The 25,114-nt window shown below is 72.7% G+C and carries 20 protein-coding genes; 12 read left to right on the forward strand and 8 right to left on the reverse strand.

The annotated features are described in order from the left end of the window. Window positions 1-74: 74 nt before the first annotated feature. From murJ to LGQ04_RS17890, 3 genes are read right to left on the reverse strand one after another with little or no spacing between them, the layout of a single operon-like run. Window positions 75-1,997 (reverse strand): murein biosynthesis integral membrane protein MurJ, encoded by a 1,923-nt coding sequence (gene murJ, locus LGQ04_RS04305; protein ID WP_308016343.1) that lies wholly within the window; start codon window positions 1,995-1,997, stop codon window positions 75-77. Continuing rightward, window positions 1,994-4,087 carry a DUF6049 family protein gene (locus tag LGQ04_RS04310; RefSeq protein WP_229242474.1) on the reverse strand — a complete coding sequence of 698 codons (2,094 nt, stop codon included), beginning with the start codon at window positions 4,085-4,087 and terminating at the stop codon, window positions 1,994-1,996. Before LGQ04_RS04310 ends, murJ begins: the two co-directional genes overlap by 4 nt. Continuing rightward, on the reverse strand, window positions 4,084-4,821 hold the full coding sequence (locus LGQ04_RS17890; RefSeq protein ID WP_372469941.1) for an NUDIX hydrolase: 738 nt from the start codon (window positions 4,819-4,821) through the stop codon (window positions 4,084-4,086). The genes LGQ04_RS04310 and LGQ04_RS17890 overlap by 4 nt, the downstream gene beginning before the upstream one ends. A gap of 64 nt (window positions 4,822-4,885) precedes the next feature. Here LGQ04_RS17890 and LGQ04_RS04320 point away from each other — a divergent pair, with 64 nt between their 5' ends. Next, window positions 4,886-6,382, forward strand: coding sequence for a CCA tRNA nucleotidyltransferase (locus LGQ04_RS04320; RefSeq protein WP_308016344.1), 1,497 nt, complete (start codon window positions 4,886-4,888; stop codon window positions 6,380-6,382). A gap of 354 nt (window positions 6,383-6,736) precedes the next feature. Here LGQ04_RS04320 and LGQ04_RS04325 read toward each other — a convergent pair whose 3' ends face one another. Further along, on the reverse strand, window positions 6,737-8,320 hold the full coding sequence (locus LGQ04_RS04325; RefSeq protein WP_229242475.1) for an MDR family MFS transporter: 1,584 nt from the start codon (window positions 8,318-8,320) through the stop codon (window positions 6,737-6,739). A 347-nt stretch (window positions 8,321-8,667) separates the two neighbouring features. Here LGQ04_RS04325 and LGQ04_RS04330 point away from each other — a divergent pair, with 347 nt between their 5' ends. Beyond that, window positions 8,668-9,192, forward strand: coding sequence for a hypothetical protein (locus LGQ04_RS04330; protein WP_229242476.1), 525 nt, complete (start codon window positions 8,668-8,670; stop codon window positions 9,190-9,192). A gap of 42 nt (window positions 9,193-9,234) precedes the next feature. On the opposite strand, the gene LGQ04_RS04335 is transcribed toward LGQ04_RS04330, so the two are convergent. Continuing rightward, window positions 9,235-10,593, reverse strand: coding sequence for an MFS transporter (locus tag LGQ04_RS04335; protein WP_229242477.1), 1,359 nt, complete (start codon window positions 10,591-10,593; stop codon window positions 9,235-9,237). 144 nt (window positions 10,594-10,737) lie between these two features. Here LGQ04_RS04335 and LGQ04_RS04340 point away from each other — a divergent pair, with 144 nt between their 5' ends. Continuing rightward, window positions 10,738-12,477: a glycosyl hydrolase family 18 protein gene (locus LGQ04_RS04340; RefSeq protein WP_229242478.1), complete on the forward strand. Its 1,740-nt coding sequence runs from the start codon at window positions 10,738-10,740 to the stop codon at window positions 12,475-12,477. Window positions 12,478-12,665: 188 nt separating this feature from the next. Here the strand turns inward: LGQ04_RS04340 and LGQ04_RS04345 are convergent, their stop codons facing one another. Together LGQ04_RS04345 and LGQ04_RS04350 are read right to left on the reverse strand one after the other, a co-directional pair. Beyond that, complete coding sequence (locus tag LGQ04_RS04345) at window positions 12,666-13,757, reverse strand: inositol-3-phosphate synthase (RefSeq protein WP_229242479.1); 1,092 nt, start codon at window positions 13,755-13,757, stop codon at window positions 12,666-12,668. After that, entirely contained in the window at window positions 13,754-14,446 is a 693-nt protein-coding gene (locus LGQ04_RS04350) for a PadR family transcriptional regulator (protein WP_229242480.1), read from the reverse strand. Before LGQ04_RS04350 ends, LGQ04_RS04345 begins: the two co-directional genes overlap by 4 nt. A 387-nt stretch (window positions 14,447-14,833) precedes the next feature. Between LGQ04_RS04350 and LGQ04_RS04355 the strand changes: the two genes are divergently transcribed. From LGQ04_RS04355 to rplI, 5 genes are all read left to right on the forward strand, one after another. Next, window positions 14,834-17,299 carry a transglycosylase domain-containing protein gene (locus tag LGQ04_RS04355; RefSeq protein ID WP_229242481.1) on the forward strand — a complete coding sequence of 822 codons (2,466 nt, stop codon included), beginning with the start codon at window positions 14,834-14,836 and terminating at the stop codon, window positions 17,297-17,299. A gap of 192 nt (window positions 17,300-17,491) precedes the next feature. After that, a complete protein-coding gene (gene rpsF, locus LGQ04_RS04360; RefSeq protein ID WP_229242482.1) occupies window positions 17,492-17,782 on the forward strand; it encodes a 30S ribosomal protein S6 in 291 nt (96 codons plus the stop codon). A gap of 151 nt (window positions 17,783-17,933) precedes the next feature. Continuing rightward, window positions 17,934-18,473, forward strand: a complete 540-nt coding sequence (locus LGQ04_RS04365; protein WP_229242483.1) for a single-stranded DNA-binding protein — start codon at window positions 17,934-17,936, stop codon at window positions 18,471-18,473. 91 nt (window positions 18,474-18,564) lie between these two features. Continuing rightward, complete coding sequence (gene rpsR / locus LGQ04_RS04370) at window positions 18,565-18,801, forward strand: 30S ribosomal protein S18 (protein ID WP_229242484.1); 237 nt, start codon at window positions 18,565-18,567, stop codon at window positions 18,799-18,801. A 17-nt stretch (window positions 18,802-18,818) separates the two neighbouring features. Continuing rightward, complete coding sequence (gene rplI, locus LGQ04_RS04375; protein ID WP_229242485.1) at window positions 18,819-19,268, forward strand: 50S ribosomal protein L9; 450 nt, start codon at window positions 18,819-18,821, stop codon at window positions 19,266-19,268. A gap of 90 nt (window positions 19,269-19,358) precedes the next feature. Here rplI and LGQ04_RS04380 read toward each other — a convergent pair whose 3' ends face one another. Continuing rightward, a complete protein-coding gene (locus LGQ04_RS04380; RefSeq protein WP_229242486.1) occupies window positions 19,359-20,714 on the reverse strand; it encodes an MATE family efflux transporter in 1,356 nt (451 codons plus the stop codon). Between the two features lie 334 nt (window positions 20,715-21,048). Here LGQ04_RS04380 and dnaB point away from each other — a divergent pair, with 334 nt between their 5' ends. The 4 genes from dnaB (at window position 21,049) to LGQ04_RS04400 (ending at window position 24,890) form a co-directional block, all read left to right on the forward strand. Beyond that, the gene (dnaB, locus tag LGQ04_RS04385; protein WP_229242487.1) at window positions 21,049-23,370 is read left to right on the forward strand and encodes a replicative DNA helicase; all 2,322 of its coding nucleotides are present in this window, start codon (window positions 21,049-21,051) and stop codon (window positions 23,368-23,370) included. Between the two features lie 270 nt (window positions 23,371-23,640). Next, window positions 23,641-23,958 (forward strand): transposase, encoded by a 318-nt coding sequence (locus tag LGQ04_RS04390; protein WP_229242488.1) that lies wholly within the window; start codon window positions 23,641-23,643, stop codon window positions 23,956-23,958. A 195-nt stretch (window positions 23,959-24,153) separates the two neighbouring features. After that, complete coding sequence (locus LGQ04_RS04395) at window positions 24,154-24,693, forward strand: hypothetical protein (RefSeq protein ID WP_229242489.1); 540 nt, start codon at window positions 24,154-24,156, stop codon at window positions 24,691-24,693. Beyond that, window positions 24,630-24,890, forward strand: a complete 261-nt coding sequence (locus tag LGQ04_RS04400; protein ID WP_229242490.1) for an integrase core domain-containing protein — start codon at window positions 24,630-24,632, stop codon at window positions 24,888-24,890. Before LGQ04_RS04395 ends, LGQ04_RS04400 begins: the two co-directional genes overlap by 64 nt. Window positions 24,891-25,114: the final 224 nt, after the last annotated feature.

Here is a 25,114-nt window from a genome sequence, read left to right on the forward strand (position 1 = left end):
TTGCCCGGGTTCCGCCCGGTACGGCCGGGGCGGACCCGGGCATGTCGTCCTCACGTCGGCCGCTCCCACGCCGCTCACCGTCGCACCAGGCGCCGGACCTTGCCGACCACGGGGCCGAGCAGCTCGTCGAGCTCGCGGACGCGCAGGACCTTGAGCCCGCCGAGGTACACGGCCGTCATGACGGCGCCGACCACGGTGACGAGGACGAGCGCGTGCCACCAGGTCAGGCCGTAGATCTCGCCGAGCACCCGGTCGTGGAGCTGGAGCAGGCCCCACCCGACGCCCGCGCTCACGGCCGCGGCGAGCGTCGTCCGGGCGTGCATCCGGACGATCCGGCGACCGTCGAGCCCGTCGAGCGTGCGGCGCAGCCCGACGGTCCGCAGGGCGACCGCGACGACGTTCGACAGGCTCATCGCCGCGCCGACCCCGACGACCCACCAGTGCGGGTCGAGGACGAGGGTCGCGAGCCACGACACGCCGACGAGCACGATCGTGCCGGGGACCTGGATCCAGAAGACGGTGCGCCCGTCCTCGAAGGCGTAGTAGACCCACTTCATGAGCACCATGCCGCCGAGCGGCACGAGCCCGAACGCCATGGCGACGAGCACCTGCGCCACGGCCGCGCCGGCGGCCGCGCCGACGGACGGGACGAGCAGCTTGGTGATCGGCAGGGCGAGGACCACGAAGACGGCGGTGGCGAACACCGTGAAGACGCCGACGGTGCGCACGCCGCGCGACAGGTCGCGCCGCACCCGCGCGACGTCCCCGGCGTGCGCTGCCGCGCTCATCCCGGTGAACAGGGCCGTCGCGATGGAGACGGTGACGAGGGAGTGGGGGAGCAGGTAGATCATGAGCGCCTGCGTGTAGGCGGCGTTCCCGGCGACGGTGAGCGCGTCGGCGTACGCCTCGGGCGCGCCGACCGTCAGGCTCGTCACGACGCCCTGCGCCCCGGGGTCCCCGGCGTAGCCCTGGCCGAACGCGTCCGCGAGGGCGGCCCGCGGGGCCTGGCTGGCGAACCGGGTCGTGAACAGCACCCCGACCTGCTCGAGCACGACCGCGGCGAACGTCCACAGGGCGACCTGGCCGGCGGAGCGCAGCCCGATCCCGCGGAGCCCGAACCGGGCGTGCCACCGGAAGCCCGCACGCCACAGGGGCACCACGAGGATGAGCGCCTGCGCGGCGACGCCGAGGGTCGCGGTGCCCGCGAGCAGGGCGATCTTGGGGCCGTCCCACTGGGTGAGGTCGTCCACGTTGCCCGTCGCGGCGGGCCCGTACACGGCGATGAACGCCGCGAACCCGACGATCGACACGACGTTGTTCAGCACGGGCGCCCACATGAACGGGCCGAACTGCCCCCGGGCGTTGAGCACCTGCCCGAGCAGCGTGTAGAGGCCGTAGAAGAAGAGCTGCGGGGTGCACCAGAACGCGAAGGCGACGGCGAGCGCCGTCTGCGGCTCGGTCCACCCGGGCCCGGTGTACAGCGCGACGAGGATGCTCGACCCGGCCGTGAGGAGCGCGGAGAGCGAGACGAGCACGACGCCGGACAGCGTGAGCAGCTTGTCGAGCCGCTCCTGGGTGTTGTGTGCCCGGTACGCGCGGACGATCTGCGGCACCAGGACGGCGTTGAGGACGCCGCCCGCGAGGATCGCGAAGAGGACGTTGGGGATCTTGTTCGCGACGTCGAACGCGTCGGCGACGAGTCCCGTGGTGCCGATCGCGGCGACGAGCAGCACGTTGCGCACGAGGCCGAGCGCCCGCGACACGAACGTCCCGGACGCCATGAGCGCGGACGACCTGCCGAGCCCCGTCGTCCTCGTGGGCGCCTGCGTCACCCCGGCCTCCGCGGTCTCGTCCGGTGTGCCCGACGCCGCGGGGTCGCCCGGCAGCGACGCCGTCGCCGTACCCTCGCCCGCCGCGCCCTCGCCCGTCGCGCCACCCGTCGTGCCGGGGCGGTCACCGTGCCCTGCGCCCCGCGGGCGCACGTGCCGCGGGCTCACGGCGCACCGTCCTCGGGCGGGCGAGGCTGGTCGACCGTCGCACCCGGCAGACGGCGCGGCGAGCGTCCGCGGCGCACGGTGCGCCAGATCCCCGCGACCATCGCGACCGCGAGGAGGCCGGCGAGCACCGCCGTCCCCACCGACTCCCAGTCGGCGCGCACCCGCACGACGAACACGTCGGGGCCGGCGACCCGCACGTCGGGCCGGGCTGCGCTCACCACCTCGACGTCCACGGCGACGTTGACGCTGCCCAGCGCCTCGACCGCCACCGGCACGGTGACCTCGGACCCCGCGGGCACCGTCACGGTGGGGCGCTCGGGGGCCTTCATCGTCGGCTCGTCCGGGCGGAGGACCACCTGCACCTCGACGTCCTGCGCGAGGTCGTTGCGGACCCGTACGGGCAGGCTCTGCTGCTCGGCGAGCAGGAGGATCGGGGAGCCGCGCTGGATCGAGATGCCGTCCGTGACGGACGCCGCGGACGCCTCCGCGTCCTGCACGGCGGCCGTCCGGGCGTCGGGGGCGGCCCGGTACGCGACCGACGTGGGGACCACGTACCCGGCCTCCAGCGGCCGGGTGAGCGCCGCGGGGTCCGGGACGACCGTCGCGAACGCGGCGAGCGCGGCGCGCGACCGGTCCAGCGCGTGCAGCTCGCCCGCGGGGATCTCGTCGCCCGACGGCGTGCTCTCCGGGAGCGCCGTGCGCTCGACCCCGGGCACCGCGGCGTCGAGGAGCGTGTCGACGGGCGCGATCTCCACCCATGTCGCGTCGCCGAGGGCGTCAAGGCGGGCGCCGAACGCCGCCACGTCCGGGTCCCAGCCCCGCGGCAGCGCGACGAGGACGTGCCGTGCGTCCGCGGGGCGCTCGCGCGCGACCACCGCGGTCTCCGCGAGCAGGCGCTGCGTGGTCACCGGGTCCGACCCGGTGCCCGCCGTGAGCAGGTCCGTCAGCGTCGCGTCGGGGACCAGCGCGGTGAGGTCGCCCGAGGCCGTCGACACCCGCGCGACACCCGTGGGCGTGTACGTGAGCGAACCGTCGGGCACGAGGGCGTCCGGGCCCACCACGAGCGTCGTCGCGCCCGACGCCGCGGCGAGCGACGCCGTCGTGACGTCCGGGACCGTGTCGGCCGGCCAGGCGAGGTCGGTGCGCCACACCTCCGTCGCCGAGGGCTCCTCCGGCACGGCCGGTTCCGGGTCCGACCCGGGCACCGGGGTGCCCTCCGGCAGGGACAGCCCCGCGTGCGCGAAGGCCGCGACGTCCGGGTCGTACGCGCGCAGCGCAAACGTCGCCCGCCCCTCGGAAGACTCCACCAGCCGTTCCGACCACGCCACCACGTCCGGGTAGCCCGAGGCGCTCGCGGCGGCGACGAGCGCCGGGTCGACGACCCAGCCCACCTCCGGCCGCCCCGCCGTCGCCTCCAGCACGCGCCCCAGCCGGCCGTCCTGCGCCGTGGCGGCGGCCAGCGCGCCGTCGTACGCCTCGGCGTCGGGGTCGACCGCCGGCCCGGTCACGGCGGTGACCACGCTCAGCCGCAGGGTCGGCGCCTCGCCCGTCGGCGCCCACACGACGAAGGAGCGCTGCACGTCGAGCCGCTCCCCGCCGTCGGACAGCCGGACCGCGATCCCGCGGGGCCCCCAGTCGCTCGCCGCGCCGAGACCCAGCTCGCCCGCCTCGGCGGTGAACGACACCTGCGTGCTGGCTCCCGGTGCGAGCGGGTCGAGCTGCTGGGCGTCGACCTGGGCCCCGATGCCCGTCGTCGGGCCGGCCTCCGCCCACAGGTCGAGCGAGGAACGCGTCGCGCTCGTCGACAGCGCGACGCCGAGCTCCGCGAGCGGCTGCGCGAGCGTCTCGTCGGTGCCGTTGGTGACGGTCGCGGTGACCGACAACGTCCCGCCTGCGGCGAGCACCGCGGGTGACTGGGCGTCGATGCGGACGGTCGCCTCGCCGTCGGCCTCCTGCTCGTCGCCGTGCGCGGGGACCGCGAGGGCGGGGACGAGCGCGGGGACGAGGACGAGGAGGAGGGCGAGGAGCGCGAGGACGAGGACCGGCGCCGCGCGGTGTGCGCGCACGCCGCGCGGGATGCTGGGCGTCATGAGTGGTCGGTCGGGCTCCGAGGGGCGGGCGGCACCGGTCGGCCGGGCGCCTCACGGCCCGCCGGTCGGACGATCGTCCGGGTCACCCTACTGGTGATCGTCGTGCGCAGGTGCGTCGCACGACCCTCCAGCACGCCGGTCGCGACGACCGCGATCCGGCGCTCGTTCGGGTACGCGAGCCGGGCGGGCAGGTCGGCGAGCGGGATCCAGGCGACGTCCTCCGCCTCGCCGTCCGGGTCGCCCTCCACGGTGAGGTAGCCCCCCGTCGCCCGCAGCAGGAAGTGGTGCACCACCTTGTGGACCCGGCGGTCGTCCCCGGTGAACCAGTAGTCGATGACGCCCAGCGGCTGCTGGACCGCGCCGCGGATCCCCGTCTCCTCCGCGATCTCCCGCACCGCGGCCTCGGCCGGCGTCTCGTCGCCCTCCAGGTGGCCCTTCGGCAGGCACCACTCCAGGCGACCGCCGCGGTTGCGGCGCGCGATCACCGCGGCCCGCGGCGGGCCGGGCGCCTGCTCGACGACGAGTCCCCCCGCCGACACCTCGTCCACCACGGGCAGCGGGACCGGGGCCGGCGTGTGCCGGGTACGCGGGTCGATGTGCAGCGGGTGCCCGCCCGGCGGCGACGGGACGGCGACAGGACGCTCCCGCACGTGCTCGTCCCCGGCGCCGGACCCGCGCGAACCCCCCGCACCCGGCGCCCGCCGGGGCTCGTCGGCATGCGCGGGGGAGGACATCCCCCAACTTTACCGACTGGGCGCCGTCGGGCCGGGACCTGGGGATCTGGCAGGCTTGGATGTCGTGCCGACCCCACCGCCCTCCCAGCCGACCCCCGCAGCGCTCGAGCTGCAGCGCCGGGCCCTCGCCGTGCTCACCGAGATGGCACCCGCCGCGATCGAGCTGGGCGAGACGTTCCGGGCCGCCGGGCACGAGCTCGCGCTCGTCGGCGGACCCGTCCGCGACGCGTTCCTCGGGCGCGCGAGCAACGACCTCGACCTTGCCACCTCCGCGACCCCCGACGAGACGCAGGCGCTCCTCGCCCGCTGGGGCGACGCACACTGGGACATCGGCAAGGAGTTCGGCACGATCGGCGCGAAGCGGTTCGCGCGCGGCGGCACGGCCGAGATCGTCGTCGAGGTCACGACGTACCGCACCGACGCGTACGACCCCGCGTCCCGCAAGCCCGTCGTCGCGTTCGGCGACACCCTCGACGGCGACCTCTCCCGGCGCGACTTCACCGTCAACGCCATGGCCGTCCGCGTCCCCGACATGACCTTCGTCGACCCGTTCGACGGGCTCGGCGACCTCGCCCGCCGCGTCCTGCGTACGCCGATCGCCCCCGAACGGTCCTTCGACGACGACCCGCTGCGCATGCTCCGCGCCGCCCGGTTCGCCGCCCAGCTCGGGTTCACCGTCGACGGCGGCACCCTCGCCGCCCTCGTCCTCATGACGGACCGCCTCGAGATCGTCTCCGCCGAGCGCGTCCGCGACGAGCTCTCCAAGCTCCTCTGCGCCGCCGAGCCCCGCCGCGGCCTCGAGGTGCTCGTCGACACCGGCCTCGCCGACCACGTCCTGCCCGAGCTGCCCGCCCTGAGGCTCGAGATCGACGAGCACCACCGCCACAAGGACGTCTACGAGCACTCCCTCACCGTGCTCGACCAGGCCATCGCCCAGGAGACCGGCCCCGACGGCCCCGTGCCCGCCCCCGACCTCGTCCTGCGCCTCGCCGCCCTCCTGCACGACGTCGGCAAGCCCCGCACCCGCCGGTTCGAGTCCGGCGGCGGCGTGAGCTTCCACCACCACGAGGTCGTCGGCGCGAAGATGGTCGCCAAGCGCCTCAAGGACCTGCGGTACGACAAGCAGGTCGTCAAGGACGTCGCCCGCCTCGTCGAGCTGCACCTGCGCTTCCACGGCTACGGCGAGGGCGCCTGGACCGACTCCGCCGTCCGCCGCTATGTCACCGACGCCGGCCCCCAGCTCGAACGCCTCCACCGGCTCACCCGCGCCGACTGCACCACGCGCAACCGCCGCAAGGCCCAGCGCCTGCGCGAGTCCTACGACGACCTCGAGCGGCGCATCGCCGAGCTCAAGGCCCAGGAAGAGCTCGACGCCGTCCGCCCCGACCTCGACGGGCAGCAGATCATGGCCGTCCTCGGCATCGCCCCCGGCCCGGTCGTCGGGCGCGCGTACAAGCACCTGCTCGACCGTCGGCTCGACCGCGGCCCCGTCGACGAGGAGACCGCGCGCGCGGAGCTCCTCGCGTGGTGGGAGCAGCAGCCGGAGTCGTCCGCGGGCTGATCCGTCTCGGTGGGTCTCGCCGGCGCTCGTCGGGTTCGCGGGCGCTGGTCGGGTTCGCGGCGGGTGCGACGTCGGAGCTCGGGCTGCCGCGCCGTCGCCTCCTGCGGTCGGCCGACGGTCGGGCCGCGCGGCTCCACGCCCTTCGCCTCCGACGTCGCACCCGCCGCTCGGCCGTCACGTCGCCCGCTCGGCCTTCACGTCGCGAGATCGGCGGAGCTTGTCGACGTCGGCGGATCGGGTGTGCCGATCTCGGCGGGGTGTGCCGATCTCGGAGCGGGCCGCCCGGTGCGCAGATGCACGACGGCGCCGCGACCCGGGTGGGTCGCGGCGCCGTCGGGCCGTGGTGTCCTGAGGTCAGGCGTCGTCGGAGGCGAGGGCCGCCTCGACCGAGACGCGGTCCTTCGGGCTCCCTGCCGCGTCCTCGGGTGCGGCGTCCTCGGTCGCGGGGCCGGGATGGCCGTGGCCCGCCGGGGCGGGGTTGCGGCGCAGCAGGAACGACAGGCCGACGGCGACGAGCATGACGGCCGTGCCCCACACGAACGCGTCGCCGACGCCCTCGGCGAGGGCCACCGGCTCGGACGCACCGTCCGCCGCGTAGGCGAGGGAGCGCGACGTCATGACCGCGACGAACATCGCGGTCCCTGCCGCACCGGCGAGCTGCTGCACGGTCCCGATCGAGGCGGAGCCGTGGGAGTACTGGTGCGGCGCGAGCGAGGACAGCGCGGACGTGAACAGCGGCGTGAACATGAACGCGAGGCCGAGGCTGAGCGTCACGTGCAGGCCGAGGACGAACCACGGCGACGAGTCGGCGTGGATCGTCGTGAACGCCGCGAGGGCGACGGCGACGACGCTCACGCCGGGGATGACGAGCGGGCGGGGGCCCACGCGGTCGTAGAGGCGCCCGACGGTCGGGCCGAGGAGACCCATGAGGAGGCCGCCCGGGAGCACGATCAGACCGGTCGCGAGCGGTGCGAGGCCCATCGCGTCCTGGAGGAACAGCGGCAGGAGGATGAGCGAGCCGAACATCGCCGTCATGCCGACCGCCATGATCCCGAGCGGGACGCTGAACCCGCGCACCGTGAAGACGCGCAGGTCGAGCAGCGCACGGTCCTCGCGCTGGAGCACGAGCTGGCGCCAGACGAACGCGCCGAGCGCGAGCGCGCCGAACGCGATCGGGACCAGGGGCGGGACGACCGGCGTGTGCCGCGCGGCCTCGCCGATGCTGGACAGCCCGTAGACGAGGCCACCGAACGCCAGCGCGGCCAGGAGCAGCGACGACGGGTCGAGGCGGGAACGTGTACGGTCCGCGACGTCCCGGATGTACAGGAAGCCGAGGACGAGCGCGACGACGCCGATCGGGAGCACGATCCCGAACACCCAGCGCCAGCTGAGGCTGTTGAGGATGAGGCCGGAGAGCGACGGGCCGAGGGCCGGGGCCGCGGCCATGACGATCGCGATGTTCCCCATGACCTTGCCGCGGATCGCCGGGGGCACGAGCGTCATGATCGTCGTCATGAGCAGCGGCATCATGATCGCGGTGCCCGACGCCTGCACGACGCGGCCCACGAGCAGCCACGCGAAGCCGGGGGAGAGCGCGGCGAGCAGCGTCCCCGCGCTGAACAGCGACATGGCGAGGAGGAACGCGCCGCGGGTGCCGAGGCGCTGGAGCAGGAAGCCGCTCGCGGGGATGACGACGGCCATCGTCAGCATGAACGCCGTCGTGAGCCACTGGCCCGTGCTCGCGGTGATGCCGAGGTCCTCCATGAGCGGCGCGAGCGCGACGCTCATCGTCGTCTCGTTGAGGATGACGACGAACGCCGAGACGAGGAGCAGCGCGATGACGAGGAAGTCCTCGCGCGGCAGGCGGTCGACCGTCGTGCCGGGCGGTGTCCCGTACGCCTCCGGTCCGGAGCGGGCTCGGGTGTCGGGTGCTGTCACGGGTGGTCTCCGCTCGCGTCGGTGGGCATGCCGGTCACGGTCAGGGCCGGCGGTGGGCGTGGCGGCGTGGTGGCGCCGTGCCGTCCCGCGGGATGCGCGGTCGGGCGTGGGGGAGGTCCCCGGAGGGGAGGGTGCACGGGTCGGCCGCCGCCTCGGCGGAGTGATCCGTACCCTGTACGACCACGAACCATCGTCCGTTATTCCCGCACGCCCTGACGACCGAATTTCGGCGACGTTCTCCTCGGTGCCGGTCGCCTCCGGTCGACCCCGGCCGTCGCCCCCGGGCGTACGCGGTGCCGCCCCGCGACGGACGCGCCGGCAGCCCGCGCGTCCTTAGCGTGGCCGGCATGAACACCACCGGTCCCCGTCCCCCGGCCCCGTCGCGACCTGTCCCGCCGAGCAGTCCGTCGAGCGGTTTCGCCACGACCACCCGCCCGCTCGGCCTGCCGTTCCTCGGGGTCGCGGCGCTCTCCCTGCTCGCGGCCCCGCGCGTCGTGCTGCACGACCTCGGCGTCGTCCAGGAGGGCAGCGCGGTCAACCTCCTCCTGGTGGTCGTCCCGCTCGTCGCGTGGGTGGGCGTCGCGCTGTGGGCGCGGGTGCCGAACCCGTTCCTCACGCTCCTCGTGACCGGCGCCTGCTACGGCGTGGTGCTCGCGCTCGTGCACCAGCTCCTGTGGGACCGCGCGTTCGGGGAGGACCCGCCGTCGCTCGGGGGGAACCTCGCCCTCGTGGACGGGGGCACGCAGGAGGTCGTGCTGCGCGTCGCGTCCGTGGGCTCCAGCCTCGTGACGGGGGTGGTCGTCGGCGCGGTCTGCGGCCTGGTCGCGTGGGGTCTCACCCGTCTGGTCCGACGGCGCCCCGCCCGCCCCTGAGCTCGTCCCCGGGGCGTGGCTCGCCGTCGCCCCGGCCCGCGGTCAGGCGGGTCGGGCACCCTCCGCGGCGGGGCCGGGCGGGAGCGAGGCGTCGTCCGCCGCGGGCTCGACGGCGGCCGCCGCCTTCCCGGACGGGGTCCGGGCGCCGCGCGTCCACAGCACGAGCGCGGCGGCCGCGTACGCCGCGGCGAGGACGGCGAACACCGGCCGCGACCACCCCGTGTCGGGCAGGGTGAACGCGGCGAGGGCCGCGGCGCCGACGAACGCCGCGTTGTACAGCACGTCGTAGAACGCGAACGCCCGTCCGCGGTACCCGTCCTCGGTGTCGCGCTGGACGATGGTGTCCACGGCGATCTTCGTGCCCTGCGCGGCCAGCCCCAGGAGCGCGGCGCCCGTGTAGACCACGGCACGGGTCGGCGTCGTGAGGAGCAGGAGCTGGCTCGCTGCGGCGAGCAGCAGCATGAGGGCGATCCAGACCTGCGGCCCGGTGTAGCGGGAGAGGGTCGGCGTGAGGACGACGGCGCCCGCGCCCCCGACGCCGGTGAGCCCGACGACCGTCGCGAACGTCGCGAGCCCGGCGTCCTGGTTCCCGGGGTCGAGGAGGTTGCGCGCGATGAGGATCGACGCGATGAAGACCACGCCGTAGAGGAACCGGTGCGTCGCCATGGCGAGGAGCGCCTGGCCGGGGGTGCGTCGTGCGACGAGGTAGCGCGCGCCGTCGGCCAGCCCGCGGGCGACGCGCGCGATCTCCGACGTGAGGGCGGCGTCCGCGGGCCGCTCCGGCCCGAGCTGGGTGCGGCCCAGCCGCAGCGCGAGGAGCGACGCGACCCCGAACACGACCGCCGCGCACACGAGCGCCGACGAGTCCCTCACGCGGCCCTCGTCGAGACCCAGGCCGAGCACGACGCCGATTCCGCCGCCCACGAACGCCGCGCCCGCCCCGAGGGTCGGGGTGAGCGAGTTCGCCGTGAGCAGGAGCGGGCCGTCGACGACGCGCGGCAGGCCCGCGGACAGGCCCGCCAGGAGGAAGCGGTTCACGGACAGCGCGGCCAGCCCGAGCGCGTAGATCCCGGCCCCCACGCCACCCGTGAGCATGAGCACCGCCATCGCGACCGTGAGGACCACGCGCACGGCGTTGCCCCACACGAGGACCTGCCGGCGCTGCCACCGGTCGAGCAGCACGCCCGCGAACGGGCCGACGATCGTGAAGGGCGCGAGCATCACCGCGAACGCGCCGGCGATCGCCGCCGCCGTGCCCTGCGACTCCGGGGAGAAGAACAGGAGGGACGCCAGGCCCACCTGGAACATGCCGTCCCCCGCCTGCGAGACGAGACGGACGGCGAACAGCCTGCGGAAGCCGCGCAGGCGCAGCAGCTCCCGCAGCTCGGCGATCACACTCACCTCGCCACCCTACGGGCCGACGCCCGTCCCGGTGACCACGGTGTGAGAAGGCCCTGGTCAGAAATGCTTAGGAAGGTTACCTTTGAGTTTCGGTCATGACCCGTCCACGAAGGCCGGGCCCGGAGAAGCAGTGAGGCATTCTCGATGACACGATCCCCGGGGAAGAGCCCCAGGAACCCCAGGACGACGGCCGCGGCCGTCGCCCTCGCCACCACCACGGCCCTCGTCGCCGGCGCCGCCGGGACGGCGAACGCCGCGACCGCACCGGCCGCCGACGACGGTACGAACGGGTACAAGACCGTCGGCTACTACCCCGCGTGGGAGGCCGGCAACGCGGACGGCTACCAGGTGGCCGACCTCCACACCACCGGCGCCGCCGACGACCTGACGCACCTCAACTACGCGTTCGGCAACGTCACCACCGACCTCGTCTGCGACATCACCGACCGCGTCGACCCTGCCGAGAACGCCCCCGAGGGCGACCCCCTCAACGACTACGTGCAGCTCCTCGACGCCGACAAGACCGTGGACGGCGTCGCCGACCAGCCCTCGCAGGCGCTCGCCGGCAACTTCAACCAGCTGAAGAAGCTCAAGGAGGAGCACCCCGGCCTCAAGGTCCTCGTCTCGCTCGGAGGCTGGACCTGGTCGGACAACTTCTCCGACGCCGTCTCGACCCCCGAGAACCGCGCACGCCTCGTCGAGTCGTGCCTCGACGTGTACTTCCACGGCAACCTGCCCGTGGTCGAGGACGCGGAGAACGGCACCAAGGGCGGCGACGGCGTCGCCGCCGGGATCTTCGACGGCATCGACCTCGACTGGGAGTGGCCCGGCGCCACCGGCGAGCACCCCACGCCGCGCCCCGCCGAGGACGCCGAGAACTTCGTCCAGTTCGCGCAGCTCCTGCGCGCCGAGCTCACCGAGCTCGGGGCCGAGACCGGCGAGGACTACCTCATCACCGGCTTCGCCCCCGCGAGCTGGGCCGCCCGCACCAACGGCGGCTGGCTCGACCCGCGCTTCGTCGACGCCCTCGACTTCATCAACGTCCAGGGCTACGACTACCACGGCGACTGGAACACCACCCGCACGGGCCACCAGGGCAACCTGCACGTCTACACCGACCCGACCACCGGGCAGCCCGCCAACTGGGGCCTCGCCGCCGACGGCGTCCTCGGCGCGTACCACAACGCCGGCTGGCCCAAGGACAAGCTCGTCCTCGGCATGGCCGCCTACGGGTACGGCTGGCGCGGCGTGACCGACCCGACGCCCGGTGCCGCCGCGAACGGCTCCCTGCCGTTCACCTACTACACCGACATCAAGGCCAAGGGCCTCACCGAGTACTACGACGAGGTGGCCGGCCAGGGCTACTTCTACGGCGACGGCGAGTGGTGGACGGCGGACACCCCGCGCTCCGTCACCACCAAGGCCGAGTACCTCGCGACCCAGGGCTACGGCGGCGGGTACTTCTGGGACCTCGCCGGCGACGACGACAACGAGCTCCTCGGCACCCTCGCCGGCACGTTCGAGGCCGCCACCCCCGGCCCCCTCGTGCCCGACGACGCCGCCGCACCCTGGTACGCGACCGGCATCTACTCGACGGGCGACGTCGTCTACCACGACGGCACCGAGTACCGGGCCACCTGGTGGACCCGCGACCAGCAGCCCGGCGACGCCGACGGGCCCTGGAAGGCCATCGGCCCGGCCGGCACCGCACCTGCCGGCGACAGGCCCGCCTGCGCCGCGCCGTGGGACGCCGCACGCGCCTACCGCACCGGCGAAGTCGTCTCCCGTGCGGGCGTGAACCACACCGCCCAGTGGTGGACCCGTGGCACCACCCCCGGTACGGACGCCACCGCCGCCTGGGACGCAGGACTGCCCTGCGCCTGACGGCACAGCACGACGCGAGAGGCCCCCTGCCGACGCGGCAGGGGGCCTCTCCCCGGTTCACCGCTCGCGCTGCGAACGGTGCTCAGCGCTCAGTGCTCAGCGCTCGACCTTCTTGGTCGCGCCGATCCTGCGCCGACCTCCCGGCGAGTGCCTCGTACCTCGGCCCTCACCCTCCGGTCAGCTCCGGATCAGCGCTCCACCGAACCGGCGATGAAGGCCTCGAGCTGCGCACGACCCTTCGTGTCCTCCATCTGGACCGGCGGGGACTTCATGAAGTACGTCGACGCCGAGAGGATCGGGCCGCCGACGCCGCGGTCCTTCGCGATCTTCGCGGCACGGACGGCGTCGATGATGATGCCGGCCGAGTTGGGGGAGTCCCACACCTCGAGCTTGTACTCCAGGTTCAGCGGGACCTCGCCGAACGCGCGGCCCTCGAGGCGCACGTACGCCCACTTGCGGTCGTCGAGCCACGCGACGTAGTCCGACGGGCCGATGTGGACGTTGCGGTCCTCCGTCTTGCCGCCGAGCGGGCCCTCGAGGTTCGAGGTCACGGCCTGCGTCTTGGAGATCTTCTTGGACTCCAGGCGCTCGCGCTCGAGCATGTTCTTGAAGTCCATGTTGCCGCCGACGTTGAGCTGGTACGTGCGGTCCAGCACGACGCCGCGGTCCTCGAACAGCTTCGCGAGGACGCGGTGCGTGATCGTCGCGCCGACCTGCGACTTGATGTCGTCGCCGACGATCGGCACACCGGCCTGCTCGAACTTCGCGGCCCACTCCGGGTCGGACGCGATGAACACGGGCAGCGCGTTGACGAACGCCACGCCGGCGTCGATCGCGGCCTGCGCGTAGAACTTCGCGGCGGCCTCGGAGCCGACGGGCAGGTAGCAGACGAGGACGTCGACCTGCGCCTCCCGCAGCGCGGCGGCGACGTCGACGGGCTCCGCGTCGGACTCCTCGATCGTCTGCGCGTAGTACTTGCCGACGCCGTCGAGCGTCGGGCCGCGCTGGACGGTCACGCCGGTCGGCGGGACGTCCGCGATCTTGATCGTGTTGTTCTCCGAGGCGTTGATGGCCTCGGCGAGGTCGAAGCCGACCTTCTTCGCGTCGACGTCGAACGCCGCGACGAACTCCAGGCTCGACACGTGGTAGTCGCCGAACTGCACGTGCATGAGACCGGGGACGGTCCCGGCGGGGTCGGCGTCACGGTAGTAGTGCACGCCCTGGACCAGAGACGATGCGCAGTTGCCTACGCCGACGATGGCGACGCGGATGGAGGTCATCCTCGCTCCTTGGTGATCGAAGTTCCAGGGTCCTCGGGACGCCGGGCGCCGTCGGGCTCCTGCTCGGGTGGTTCCGCAGGATGCGGGGTGCTGCTGGTTCGTGCGCGACCGCCTCGGGGTGTCCCGAAGGTGCGGTCGCGCTCGGTGGTGATGAGACCGTCGAGCCAGCGCACCTCGCGCTCGACCTGCTCGAGTCCGTGGCGCTGCAGCTCGAGCGTGTACTCGTCGAGCCGCTCGCGGGTGCGGGCCGCGGACTCCCTGACCGCCTCCAGCCTCTCCGTGAGCCGCGTCCTGCGGCCCTCGAGGATGCGGATGCGGGTCTCGGCGTCGGTCTGCGCGAAGAACGCGAACCGGACGTCGAAGCTCTCGTCCTCCCACGCGGCGGGCCCTGAGGAGGCCAGCACGTCCTGGAGGTGTTCCTTGCCCTCGGCCGTCAGCTCGTAGACGATGCGCGCCCGCTTGCCCGACAGGGCGGGGGCGGGCGTCGTCCGGACCGCGGTCTGCTCGGTGCCCGTGATGAGGCCCCGGGCGACGAGCGACTTCAGCGCCGGGTACAGCGAGCCGTACGACAGCGCGCGGAACGAGCCGAGCATGAGGTTGAGCCGCTTGCGCAGCTCGTAGCCGTGCAGCGGGGACTCGTTGAGCAGCCCGAGGATCGCGGTCTCGAGCACGGGTGTCCTGCTCCGCACCGCGCACCTCCTCGCCGTTCTGGGTCCCCGCACCGACTCGATGTATCGAGTCGATACATCGAGAGGTTAGGTCGTGTCGATGCGTCGCGCAACGTGCGGCGCCCGGCGTGGTGCGGCTCACGGCACTTGTGAAGGACCGGGGGAGGCGGCGGGACGTCGCGGCGAATCAATGGCGCAGCATGCCCGGATCCGGCCCGCAGGCCCTTGTGGAGACGGGGCGACGCCCTATTGTTCAGGGTGGTCCGCCGTGCGCAGGCCCGTGCCCGACGACGTCCCTCGCCCGAGGCGGGGCCGTGCGGCGGTCCCGGGGCCGGGTCGCAGGACGGGCCGAGAGCGTGCCCCGCGACGTCGGGCCGCTCGGCCGTACCCCCCGAGGAAAGGGAGATCGTGGCGCGATCCACGAGGACGAAGGGACGGGCGCCCGCGAGCACGCGGGGCCGTCGTCGCTTCTTCGACTACCCGCGCTCGCGCGTCACGGGTTTTCGTCGCTGGCTGCCGTCGTGGCGGGTCGTCGTCGGCACGATGCTGGCCGGCGTCGCGCTCGTGACGGGCGTCCTCGTCGCGGCGTGGTTCACGACCGATGTCCCGGACGAGCTGCCGAGCGTGGACTCGCAGACGTCGACCGTGTACTGGCAGGACGGCGAGACGACGATGGGCACGTACGCCGTCGAGAACCGCGAGATCATCGACTTCGGCACGCTGCCCGACTACGTGGGCAACGCGGTCGTCGCCTCGGAGGACCGCTCCTTCTGGACCAACTCGGGCATCGACGTCAAGGGCATCGCCCGGGCGTTCTACAACAACCTGCGCGGCGGGGACCTCCAGGGCGCCTCGACCATCACGCAGCAGTACGTCGAGCGGTACTACACGAACACGGTCACCGACTACGCGGGCAAGGCCCGCGAGGCGATCCTCGCGCTGAAGATCACGCAGCAGCAGGAGAAGCCGGAGATCCTCGGCAACTACCTCAACACGATCTACTTCGGCCGCGGGGCGTACGGCATCGAGGCCGCCGCCGACAAGTACTACGGCAAGCCCGCCGCGGAGCTCACGCTCTCGGAGTCCGCGATGATCGCCGGCATCATCCCGAACCCCACGAACTGGGACCCCGCGAACAACCCCGAGCAGGCCGAGATCCGCTGGGACCGCACGCTCGACCTCCTGCTCGAGGACGGCCACATCTCCGCGGCCGACCACCAGGCCGCCCTCGACGCCGGGTTCCCCGAGACCGTCGAGTACGTGCGGTCCGACAAGTACGGCGGCCCGACGGGCTACCTGCTGACGATGGTCGAGCAGGAGCTCGAGGAGAACGGCATCACCTTCGACGCCCTGCAGAGCAAGGGCTACCAGGTCACGACGACCGTCGACCCCGCGATGCAGGAGGCCGCCGTCGCAGCGGCGAACAGCATCCCGCGCACCGAGGAGGACGACCCGAACCCGGCGTCGGAGAACCTGCGTGCCGCGATCGTGTCGATGGACCCGGCCGACGGGTCGATCCGCGCGCTGTACGGCGGCACGGACGCCGTCTCGCAGTCGTACAACAACGCCACGATGGGCGCGGCGCAGGGCGGGTCGACGTTCAAGCCGTTCACCCTCGTCGCCGCCCTGGAGGAGGGCCGCACCCTCGAGGAGCGGTTCGACGGCAACTCGCCCAAGACGTTCCCCGAGGCGAACGACGGCCAGGACTGGCCCGTGCAGAACTTCGGCGCCGGCAGCGGCGTGAGCTGGGGCAACATCGACCTCACCACCGCGACGGCGAACTCCGTGAACACGGTGTACGCGGAGCTGAACATCGAGACCGGGCCGGAGAAGACCGCCGAGGTGGCGCACCGTGCCGGGATCGACGAGGACACCGTCGTCGACGACAACGCGGCCAACGTGCTCGGCACCGCGACCGTGACGCCGCTCGAGCTCACGAACGCGTACGCGACGTTCGCGGCCCAGGGCATGCGCTCCACGCCGCACATCGTCGCGTCGGTCACCGACGCGCGCGGCAACCTCGTCTACGAGGGCCCCGGCGCGGGGAAGCGGACCAAGCAGTTCGAGCCGGACGTCATGGCGGCCGCCACGTACGCGATGACGCAGGTCGTCGAGGAGGGCTCGGGCGAGCCGGCCCAGGCGCTGGAGCGTCCCGTCGCAGGCAAGACGGGCACGTCGAACGCGAACCGGTCCGCCTGGTTCGCGGGCTACGCGCCGCAGCTCGCCACCGTGGTCGGCCTGTACCAGTCCGGGCCCGACGGCGAGCAGGAGCAGATCACGCCCTTCGGCCAGTGGGCGGGCAGCAGCATCACGGGCGGTACCTGGCCGGTCGAGGCATGGACCTCGTACATGCAGGCCGCGCTCGCCGACACGCCCGTCGAGGAGTTCCCCGAGTACACGCCACCCAAGCCGGTGGTTCCCACCGAGACGCCGACCGAGGCCCCCACCGAGGAGCCCGCGGAGGAGGAGCCGACCGAGGAGCCCGAGCCGGAGCAGCCGGAGAACGTCACCGTCCCGGCCGACCTCGTGGGCCGCACGGTGGACGACGCGCGCGCCGCCCTGCAGACGCTGGGCCTGCGCGCGCAGGTCACGGAGGAGTGGTCGAACGAGCCGCGTGGCATCGTCATCAGCGCCGGGTCGGGCGGGGCGGCCGTGCCGCCGGGCTCCACGATCTCCCTCGTCGTGTCGAAGGGGCCCGACCCCGCGACGCAACCGACCGAGGAACCCACCGAGGAACCGACCGGCGAGCCCACGGGCGAGCCCACCGAGGACCCGGGCGACGGTGACGACGGCGGGTCCGGCGGGTCTGGTGGCGGCAACGGCGGCGGGAACGGCGGCGGCGGAGGCGGCTCGGGCGGAGGCGGGGGCGGCTGATCCGTCGCACCGAGGATTTCCCGGGGCCCGCGGCGTGCGGGTACCCTGGGGAGCTGCTGTCCACCGTCGCGCGCCCGCCCGGGCGGGTGGCGCCGTCGGGCAGCACGTGCGCGTGAGCGCACACGCAGTGCATGAACCCTCCTGTCACGGAGAGACCGTGACCGCGAAGACCAGAGGAGGTGGGTTACCCGCATGCGCCAGTACGAACTGATGATCATCCTCGACCCCGAGATCGAGGAGCGCACCGTCGCCCCGTCGCTCGACAAGTACCTGTCGGTCATCAAGACCGACGGCGGCACCGTCGACAAGGTGGACATCTGGGGTCGTCGCCGCCTGGCGTACGACATCGAGAAGAAGTCCGAGGGCATCTACGCGGTCGTCGACTTCACGTCGACCTCCGACACCGCCAAGGAGCTGGACCGTCAGCTCGGCCTGAACGAGGCCGTGCTGCGCACCAAGATCCTGCGCACGGACGCTCGCTGACCCTCCCCGCAGCTCCCTCTCGGCCCCTGTCCACGGGCCGTCCGCACGCCGTAGCGCGTGTGGGCGCCACGTGATGGGATGGGCCGACGCGAGAGCGGCGAGGCCGTACGAGCAGACGCGACGATGCTGACGACACACGAAGGAGAAGGCCATGGCTGGTGACACCGTCATCACGGTGATCGGGAACCTCACGGGCGACCCGGAGCTGCGTTTCACCCCTGCGGGTGCGGCGGTGGCCAACTTCACGGTGGCGTCGACGCCGCGGACCTTCGACCGCCAGGCGAACGAGTGGAAGGACGGGGACACCCTGTTCATGCGCTGCTCGATCTGGCGCGAGGCCGCGGAGAACGTCGCGGAGTCGCTGACGAAGGGCATGCGCGTCATCGTGCAGGGCCGCCTCGTCCAGCGCTCGTACGAGACCCGCGAGGGGGAGAAGCGCACCGTCGTCGAGCTGCAGGTGGACGAGATCGGTCCCTCCCTGCGCTACGCCACCGCGAAGGTCACCCGGGCCCAGCGCTCGGGCGGCGGAGGCGGCGGCAACTTCGGCGGCGGTGGCGGCTTCGGTGGCTCCGGTGGAGCCTCCGGCGGCGGCGGATTCGGCGCCTCGGGCGGCGGTCAGCAGAACGACCCGTGGGCCACGGCAGGCCCCGCGTCGTCCGGTGGTTCGTTCTCGGATGAGCCCCCGTTCTGATCGCCCGCCTCACCCAGAACACCCGACATCCCGTGCCCGACGCCGCGTGAGCGGCCAGGGCGGGGATCGCACCTTGTAGAGGAGCAACACCATGGCGAAGCCTGTGGTGCGCAAGCCCAAGAAGAAGTCCAACCCGCTGAAGACGGCCAAGATCGAGTCGGTCGACTACAAGGACACGGCGCTGCTGCGCAAGTTCATCTCCGACCGCGGGAAGATCCGTGCACGTCGCGTGACCGGCGTCTCCGTCCAGGAGCAGCGTCAGATCGCCCGTGCCGTCAAGAACGCGCGTGAGATGGCCCTGCTGCCGTACACGTCGACGGCTCGCTGAGCGGGGAGGGGAAGAACATGGCCAAGCTGATCCTGACCCACGAGGTCACCGGTCTCGGTGAGCCGGGCGACGTCGTCGAGGTGAAGGACGGGTACGCCCGTAACTACCTCGTCCCGCGCAAGCTCGCCACGCCGTGGTCCAAGGGCGCCGAGTCGCAGGTCTCCGCGATCCGCAAGGCGCGCAAGGCCCGCGAGATCGCGTCGCTCGACGACGCGAAGGCGATCCGGGACTCGCTGCAGTCCAAGCCCGTCGTCGTCGAGGCGAAGGCCGGCGCCGCCGGTCGTCTCTTCGGTGCCGTGACGACGGCGGACATCGCGTCCGCGGTCGCCGCCGCCGAGGGCCCCGCGGTCGACAAGCGCAAGATCGAGATCGGTCAGCCGATCAAGTCGACGGGTGACTACACGGTCTCCGTCCGCCTGCACCCCGAGGTCTCCGCGACCGTCGCGGTGAAGGTCGTCGCTGCCTGATCCAGCAGGACCCCTGAGCCCTCGGGCTCGGACGTCGAGGGCCCGGTGCCGTCGCTCCTCGCGAGCGCGGCACCGGGCCTTCGTGCGCCGTCAGGCGGTGCCGGTCACCATCCAGCGGGTGCCCCGTGCGCGGAGACCGGTGGTGACGGCGCGCGCCGCCATGAAGACCCCCGCGAAGGCGAGCCAGAGCCACGCGAGGCCGGCCGCGCCGTCGGGCGCCCAGTGGCGGACGGCGAGGGCGAACGGCGCGTACATGACGAGCGTGAGCATGCCGGCCCAGGCGAGGAAGCGACCGTCGCCCGCACCGATGAGGACGCCGTCGAGGACGAACACCCAGCCGGCCATCGGCATGAGCGCCCCGCACACGGCCATGCCCACGGCGACGGCGGTGCGCACCTCGGGGTCGGTGGTGAACAGGAGCGCGAACCACCACCCGCCCGCGGCCATCACGACGCCGATGACCGCGCCTGCGGCGACCCCCCAGCGCAGGGTGCGGCGCAGCACGGCGCGCACGCGCGGGACGTCGCCGGCGCCGAGGCCGTGACCCACGAGGGCCTGGGCCGCGATGGCGAGAGCGTCGAGGGCGAACGCGGCGAGACCCCAGACCGAGGTGACCACCTGGTACCCGGCGAGCGTGACCTCGCCGAGCCCGGTCGCGACGAACACGGTGAGGAGGATGGCGAGGCGCAGGGAGAGGGTCCGGACGAGCAGCGGGGCGCCGGCGCGGGCGTTCGCCCAGATCCCCCCGGCGGCGGGGCGCAGGGACGCGCCGCGGCGTCGGGCACCCCGGACCACGACGGCGACGAGGACGGCGCCCATCGCGAGCTGGGCGACCGCGGTGCCGATGCCGGACCCCGCGATGCCCAGACCGACCCCGTAGACGAGGACGACGTTGAGCACCGCGTTGAAGGTCGCGCCACCGGCGGCGACCCACAGGGGCGTGCGGGTGTCCTGGAGGCCGCGCAGGACGCCCGTGGAGGCCAGGACGAGGAGCATCCCCGGCAGGCCGAGGGACGACCAGCGCAGGTACACCACGGCGTGCTCGGCGACGTCCCCCGTGCCGCCCATCGCGGCGACGGCCCACGGTGCCGTCGTCCACAGGGCCGCGGCCAGGGCGACGCCGAGACCGAGGGCGAGCCACAGGCCGTCCACCCCCGACTGGAGGGCCTCGCGCTCCTCGCCCGCCCCCAGGCGTCGGGCGACGGCGGCCGTCGTCGCGTAGGCGAGGAACACGCACAGGCCCACGAGGGTGACGAGGAGCGTGGACGCGAGGGACAGGCCCGCGAGCTGCGCCGTGCCGAGGTGCCCCACCACGGCGGAGTCGACGAGGACGAACAACGGCTCCGCGACGAGGGCGCCGAGCGCCGGCACGGCCAGCGCGAGGATCTCCCGGTCGAGGGTCGGGCGGGGACGCCCCGGCGTGTCGTCGAACTTTCTTCCGTCCACACCCTGAGGGTAGAGAACGTGCTGGTCACACGGCGGTCCGGGCGGTGTACACAGGCAGATCCGTGAGTTGTCCACACCGTTGTCCACCGGGTGTGCACAGCATCGGGCGCTGTGTCCACAGGATGCGGGAGTCTGTCCACCGGTGTGTGCACAACGTCGTTTGCAGGGCCCCGGAGGGAGATCTAGTGTCGCTGGGTCGTGACCGCCCGCACCGGCGGACGCGACCACCGGGACCGTCGCGTGGGTGGCCCGCGGTAGAACAGCTGGACGACGCGCGCGGGACCTGACGCGTCGTCCCGGAAGGTCGCGACGAGCGCGGGGGAGCGAGGGGCGCATGTCGATCGACGAGCTCGAAGAGAGCTACGGCGGGTCCGGCCCCGCCGGGTTCGACCGCACCCCGCCGCAGGACGTCGCGGCGGAGATGAGCGTCCTCGGCGGCATGCTCCTGTCGAAGGACGCCATCGCGGACGTCATCGAGCAGATTCGCGGCTCCGACTTCTACCGCCCCGCGCACGAGCTCGTGTACGAGGCCATCATCGACCTCTACGGCCGCGGCGAACCGGCCGACGCCATCACCGTCGTCGCCGAGCTCACCAAGCGTGGTGAGCTCCAGCGCATCGGCGGCGCCCCGTACATCCACGACCTCATGGCCGGCGTCCCCACCGCCGCCAACGCCGGCTACTACGCGCGCATCGTGCGCGAGCGCGCCGTGCTCCGCAAGCTCGTCGAGGCCGGGACGCGCATCGTCCAGCTCGGGTACGCGACCGACGGCGGCGACGTCGACGACATCGTCAACAACGCCCAGGCCGAGGTCTACGCCGTCACCGAGCGGCGCACCACCGAGGACTACATGCCGCTCTCGGACATCCTCGGTCCGACGTTCGACGAGATCGAGGCCGCCCAGGGCCGCGGCGAGGGCATGACCGGCGTGCCCACCGGCTACTCCGACTTCGACCGGCTGACGAACGGCCTGCACCCCGGCCAGATGGTCGTCGTCGCCGCCCGTCCGGCCATCGGGAAGGCGCTCTCGCTCGACACGCCCTTGGCGACGCCGACGGGCTGGACCACGATGGGCGACGTCGCCGTCGGCGACCTCCTCGTCTCCGCCGACGGCACACCCACCCGCGTCGTCGCCGCCACGGAGGTGCTCGTCGACCGGCCCTGCTACGAGGTCGAGCTCGACGACGGCACCGTCGTCGTCGCGGACGCCGCCCACCAGTGGGTCACATCCACCCGCGCACAACGGAGACGAGCACGTCGGGGCGAGACGCCCGAGACGTCCGTCCGCACCACCGAGGAGATCGCGGCCACGCTCCGGTGCGCGACCTCCGACCGGCGCGCCAACCACTCGATCGCCACCGCAGCCCCCCTCGACCTCCCCGACGCCGACCTGCCCGTCCACCCCTACGCCCTCGGCGTCTGGCTCGGCGACGGCAGCTCCCGACGCGCGGAGTTCACCTCCGCGGACCCCGAGATCGCCATGCGGCTGGAAGGACTCGACGAGCAGGCGTCCGGGTCGGACGACGGTCTGCGTGCGCTCGGCCTGAAGGCGGTCGACCACATCCCGACGCAGTACCTCCGGTCGAGCGTGTCGCAGCGGCGCGAGCTGCTCGCCGGGGTGCTGGACGTGTGCGGGTCCGTCACGCCCGAGGGCGCCGTGACCGTGCCGCTCCCGAGCGACCGGATCGCCGCTGACGTCCAAGAGCTGCTGCACTCCCTCGGGTACCGCACGGGCAGGTCCGAGCCGCAGGTGGGCACGGCGTGCACGATCACCTTCACGACCGAGGACGACGTCTTCGCGCTGGAGCGCAAGCGCCTCGTCCACAAGGAACGTCGCCGCCCGGGCACGGCGCGTCTGACGTCCCGCTTCGTGGTCGACGTCCGACGCGTCGCGTCCGTCCCGGTGCGCTGCGTCGAGGTCGACCACCCGTCGCACCTCTACCTCGCCGGTACGGCCATGGTGCCCACCCACAACTCGGTGCTCGGCATCAACGTCGCCACGCACGCCGCCGTGCACCACCAGATGGCCTCCGTCATCTTCTCCCTGGAGATGAGCCGCAACGAGATCACCATGCGACTCCTCGCTGCCGAGGCGAGGGTGCCGCTCACGCGCATGCGCTCCGGGAAGATGGACGACGGGGACTGGCAGAAGCTCGCCGGAACCATGGGCAAGATCGCCGAAGCGCCGCTGTTCATCGACGACTCCCCGAACATGTCGCTCATGGAGATCCGCGCCAAGTGCCGGCGGCTCAAGCAGCGTCACGATCTCAAGCTCGTCGTCATCGACTACCTCCAGCTCATGTCCTCCGGGAAGCGCGTCGAGTCCCGACAGCAGGAGGTCTCCGAGTTCTCGCGCGCGCTCAAGCTGCTCGCGAAGGAGCTCGAAGTCCCGGTCATCGCGATCTCTCAGCTGAACCGTGGTCCGGAACAGCGCGGGGACAAAAAACCCCAGATGAGTGACCTTCGTGAATCGGGCTCTATCGAGCAGGATGCTGACGTTGTCATCCTCCTGCATCGCGAAGATGCCTACGAGAAAGAATCGCCTCGAGCGGGCGAGGCAGATCTCATTGTTGCCAAGCACAGAAATGGTCCGACGGATACCATCACCGTCGCCTTCCAGGGGCACTACCAGCGCTTCGCCGACATGCAGATGTAGCCTAGGGAGGTGTCGATATGCAGCCTACTTTTCTCATTCCTACCGCCATGTAACGTGGCTGTTTCTTTGCCTGTGGTCCATGTTTGGGCGGTCTGTTGTCGAAGTGATGGGCGTCTGGTGGGGTTCAGTCGATGACGAGTTCGTGCGGGGTAACGGTTCTACCGTCGGAGTGCTTGCTTAAGGGTTCGGTGTCTGTGTGTGTCGCGCGAGTCAGACTTAGTGGCAGGACCCGTTGCTTGCGGGTCTGACCTGTGAGGAGTCTGATCGTTCATGGCAAGACCACCTGCCGTTCCGGCTGAGGAGAAGACCAGGATCGTGTTGTCGGTCCTGGTCGGCGAGGTCACCGTCGCCGAGGCCGCTCGCCGGGCGAAGGTGTCCGAGCAGTCGGTGGGGAACTGGAAGCGAGCGTTCCTCGAGCCCGGCAAGACCGGCCTGGCTGCCGAGAAGTCCGGGCCCTCGACGCGTGAGCGGCAGCTGAAGGCCGAGGTCGCCGAGCTGACCCAGGCTCTGGGCGAGGCGCACCTGGAGGCCCGGGTGTGGAAGACGTCCGCGGAGGGCCGGTTGGGCCCTTCGAGGACCTCGAGGTGATCCGCGTCGAGGCGGGCATGCCGACCACGACGTTCTGCTCCTTGGTCGGCATGCCCGAGCGGTCGTGGCGGCGTTGGCCCGCGCAGGAGCGGCGACGAAGGGCCCGTGGCCGCGCCCGGCGCGCGAGAACGTGCGTGTGGCGGCGCGCCGCCACGCGCACGCGCACTCCGCGTGGGGCACCGCAAGGTCTGGGCCATGTGCCGCTACGACGGGCACCAGGTCTCCCAGGCCACCGTGCGGCGGCTGCTGCGCGACGAGAGACTGATCCTCACCTCCGCCTACCAGCGTGAACGCCGCCAGCTCGCCCAGCGACGCAAGGCCGCGTTCGCGACCGAGCCCACGGGTGCGAACCAGGTGTGGCAGCTGGACTTCTCCGAGTTCGAGACCACCACCGGCGGCACCTGGCGCATCGCCGGGTGCCGGGACTGCTGGAGCAAGTACGAGCACCCGTGGCACACCTCGCCGACCGCGAACCAGCACGACGCGATCGCCGCGATCGAGCTCGCGCTGGCGGACTGCGAGGCCATGTTCGGCCGACCCCTGATCGACGCCTGCAAGGTCGATGACGACGGGAACATCGTCCCCGCGGTGACGATAGTGACGGACAATGGTGGCCCGTTCCGCTCGTTCCGGTTCGAAGCGTTCATCACCGCCCACCCGAGCTACGGCACGTGCGCACCCGAGTACGCACACCGGGTCAGAACGGGTCACGCGAACGCGGCTTCCAGTCCTTGAAGTACGAGCGACTGTTCCTCGAAGAGATCGACGACGTCCTGGCCCTGGTCGAGCACGCCGACGACTACCGCACCGAGTACAACACCGTGCGCCCCCACGAGGCCATCGCCTTCAACCGGCCCCTGGAGGTCCACCTCGGCTACGCCGACCCCCTCATCCCTAACTTTCCCGAGACCGAAACTCTGCCAACGGCTTGACGCGGGACACTGGCACCCACGCCGGCTACCAGCAGGCGCTCACGCCGACGACCTCGCCCGCGACAAGATCCTCGTTTCCCTACGCGCCACCGCAGAACGCGGCAACGCGCTGCTGAAGAACACCTGGCGCGCCCTACGCCTGGTCACCCTCGACCCGTCCCGGCTCACCGAAGATCACCGCCGCAGCACTCGACCTACTCCACCTTCAACGCGGAACCACCAGA

Source organism: Cellulosimicrobium marinum (assembly GCF_020551945.1).
Taxonomy (GTDB): domain Bacteria; phylum Actinomycetota; class Actinomycetes; order Actinomycetales; family Cellulomonadaceae; genus Cellulosimicrobium; species Cellulosimicrobium marinum.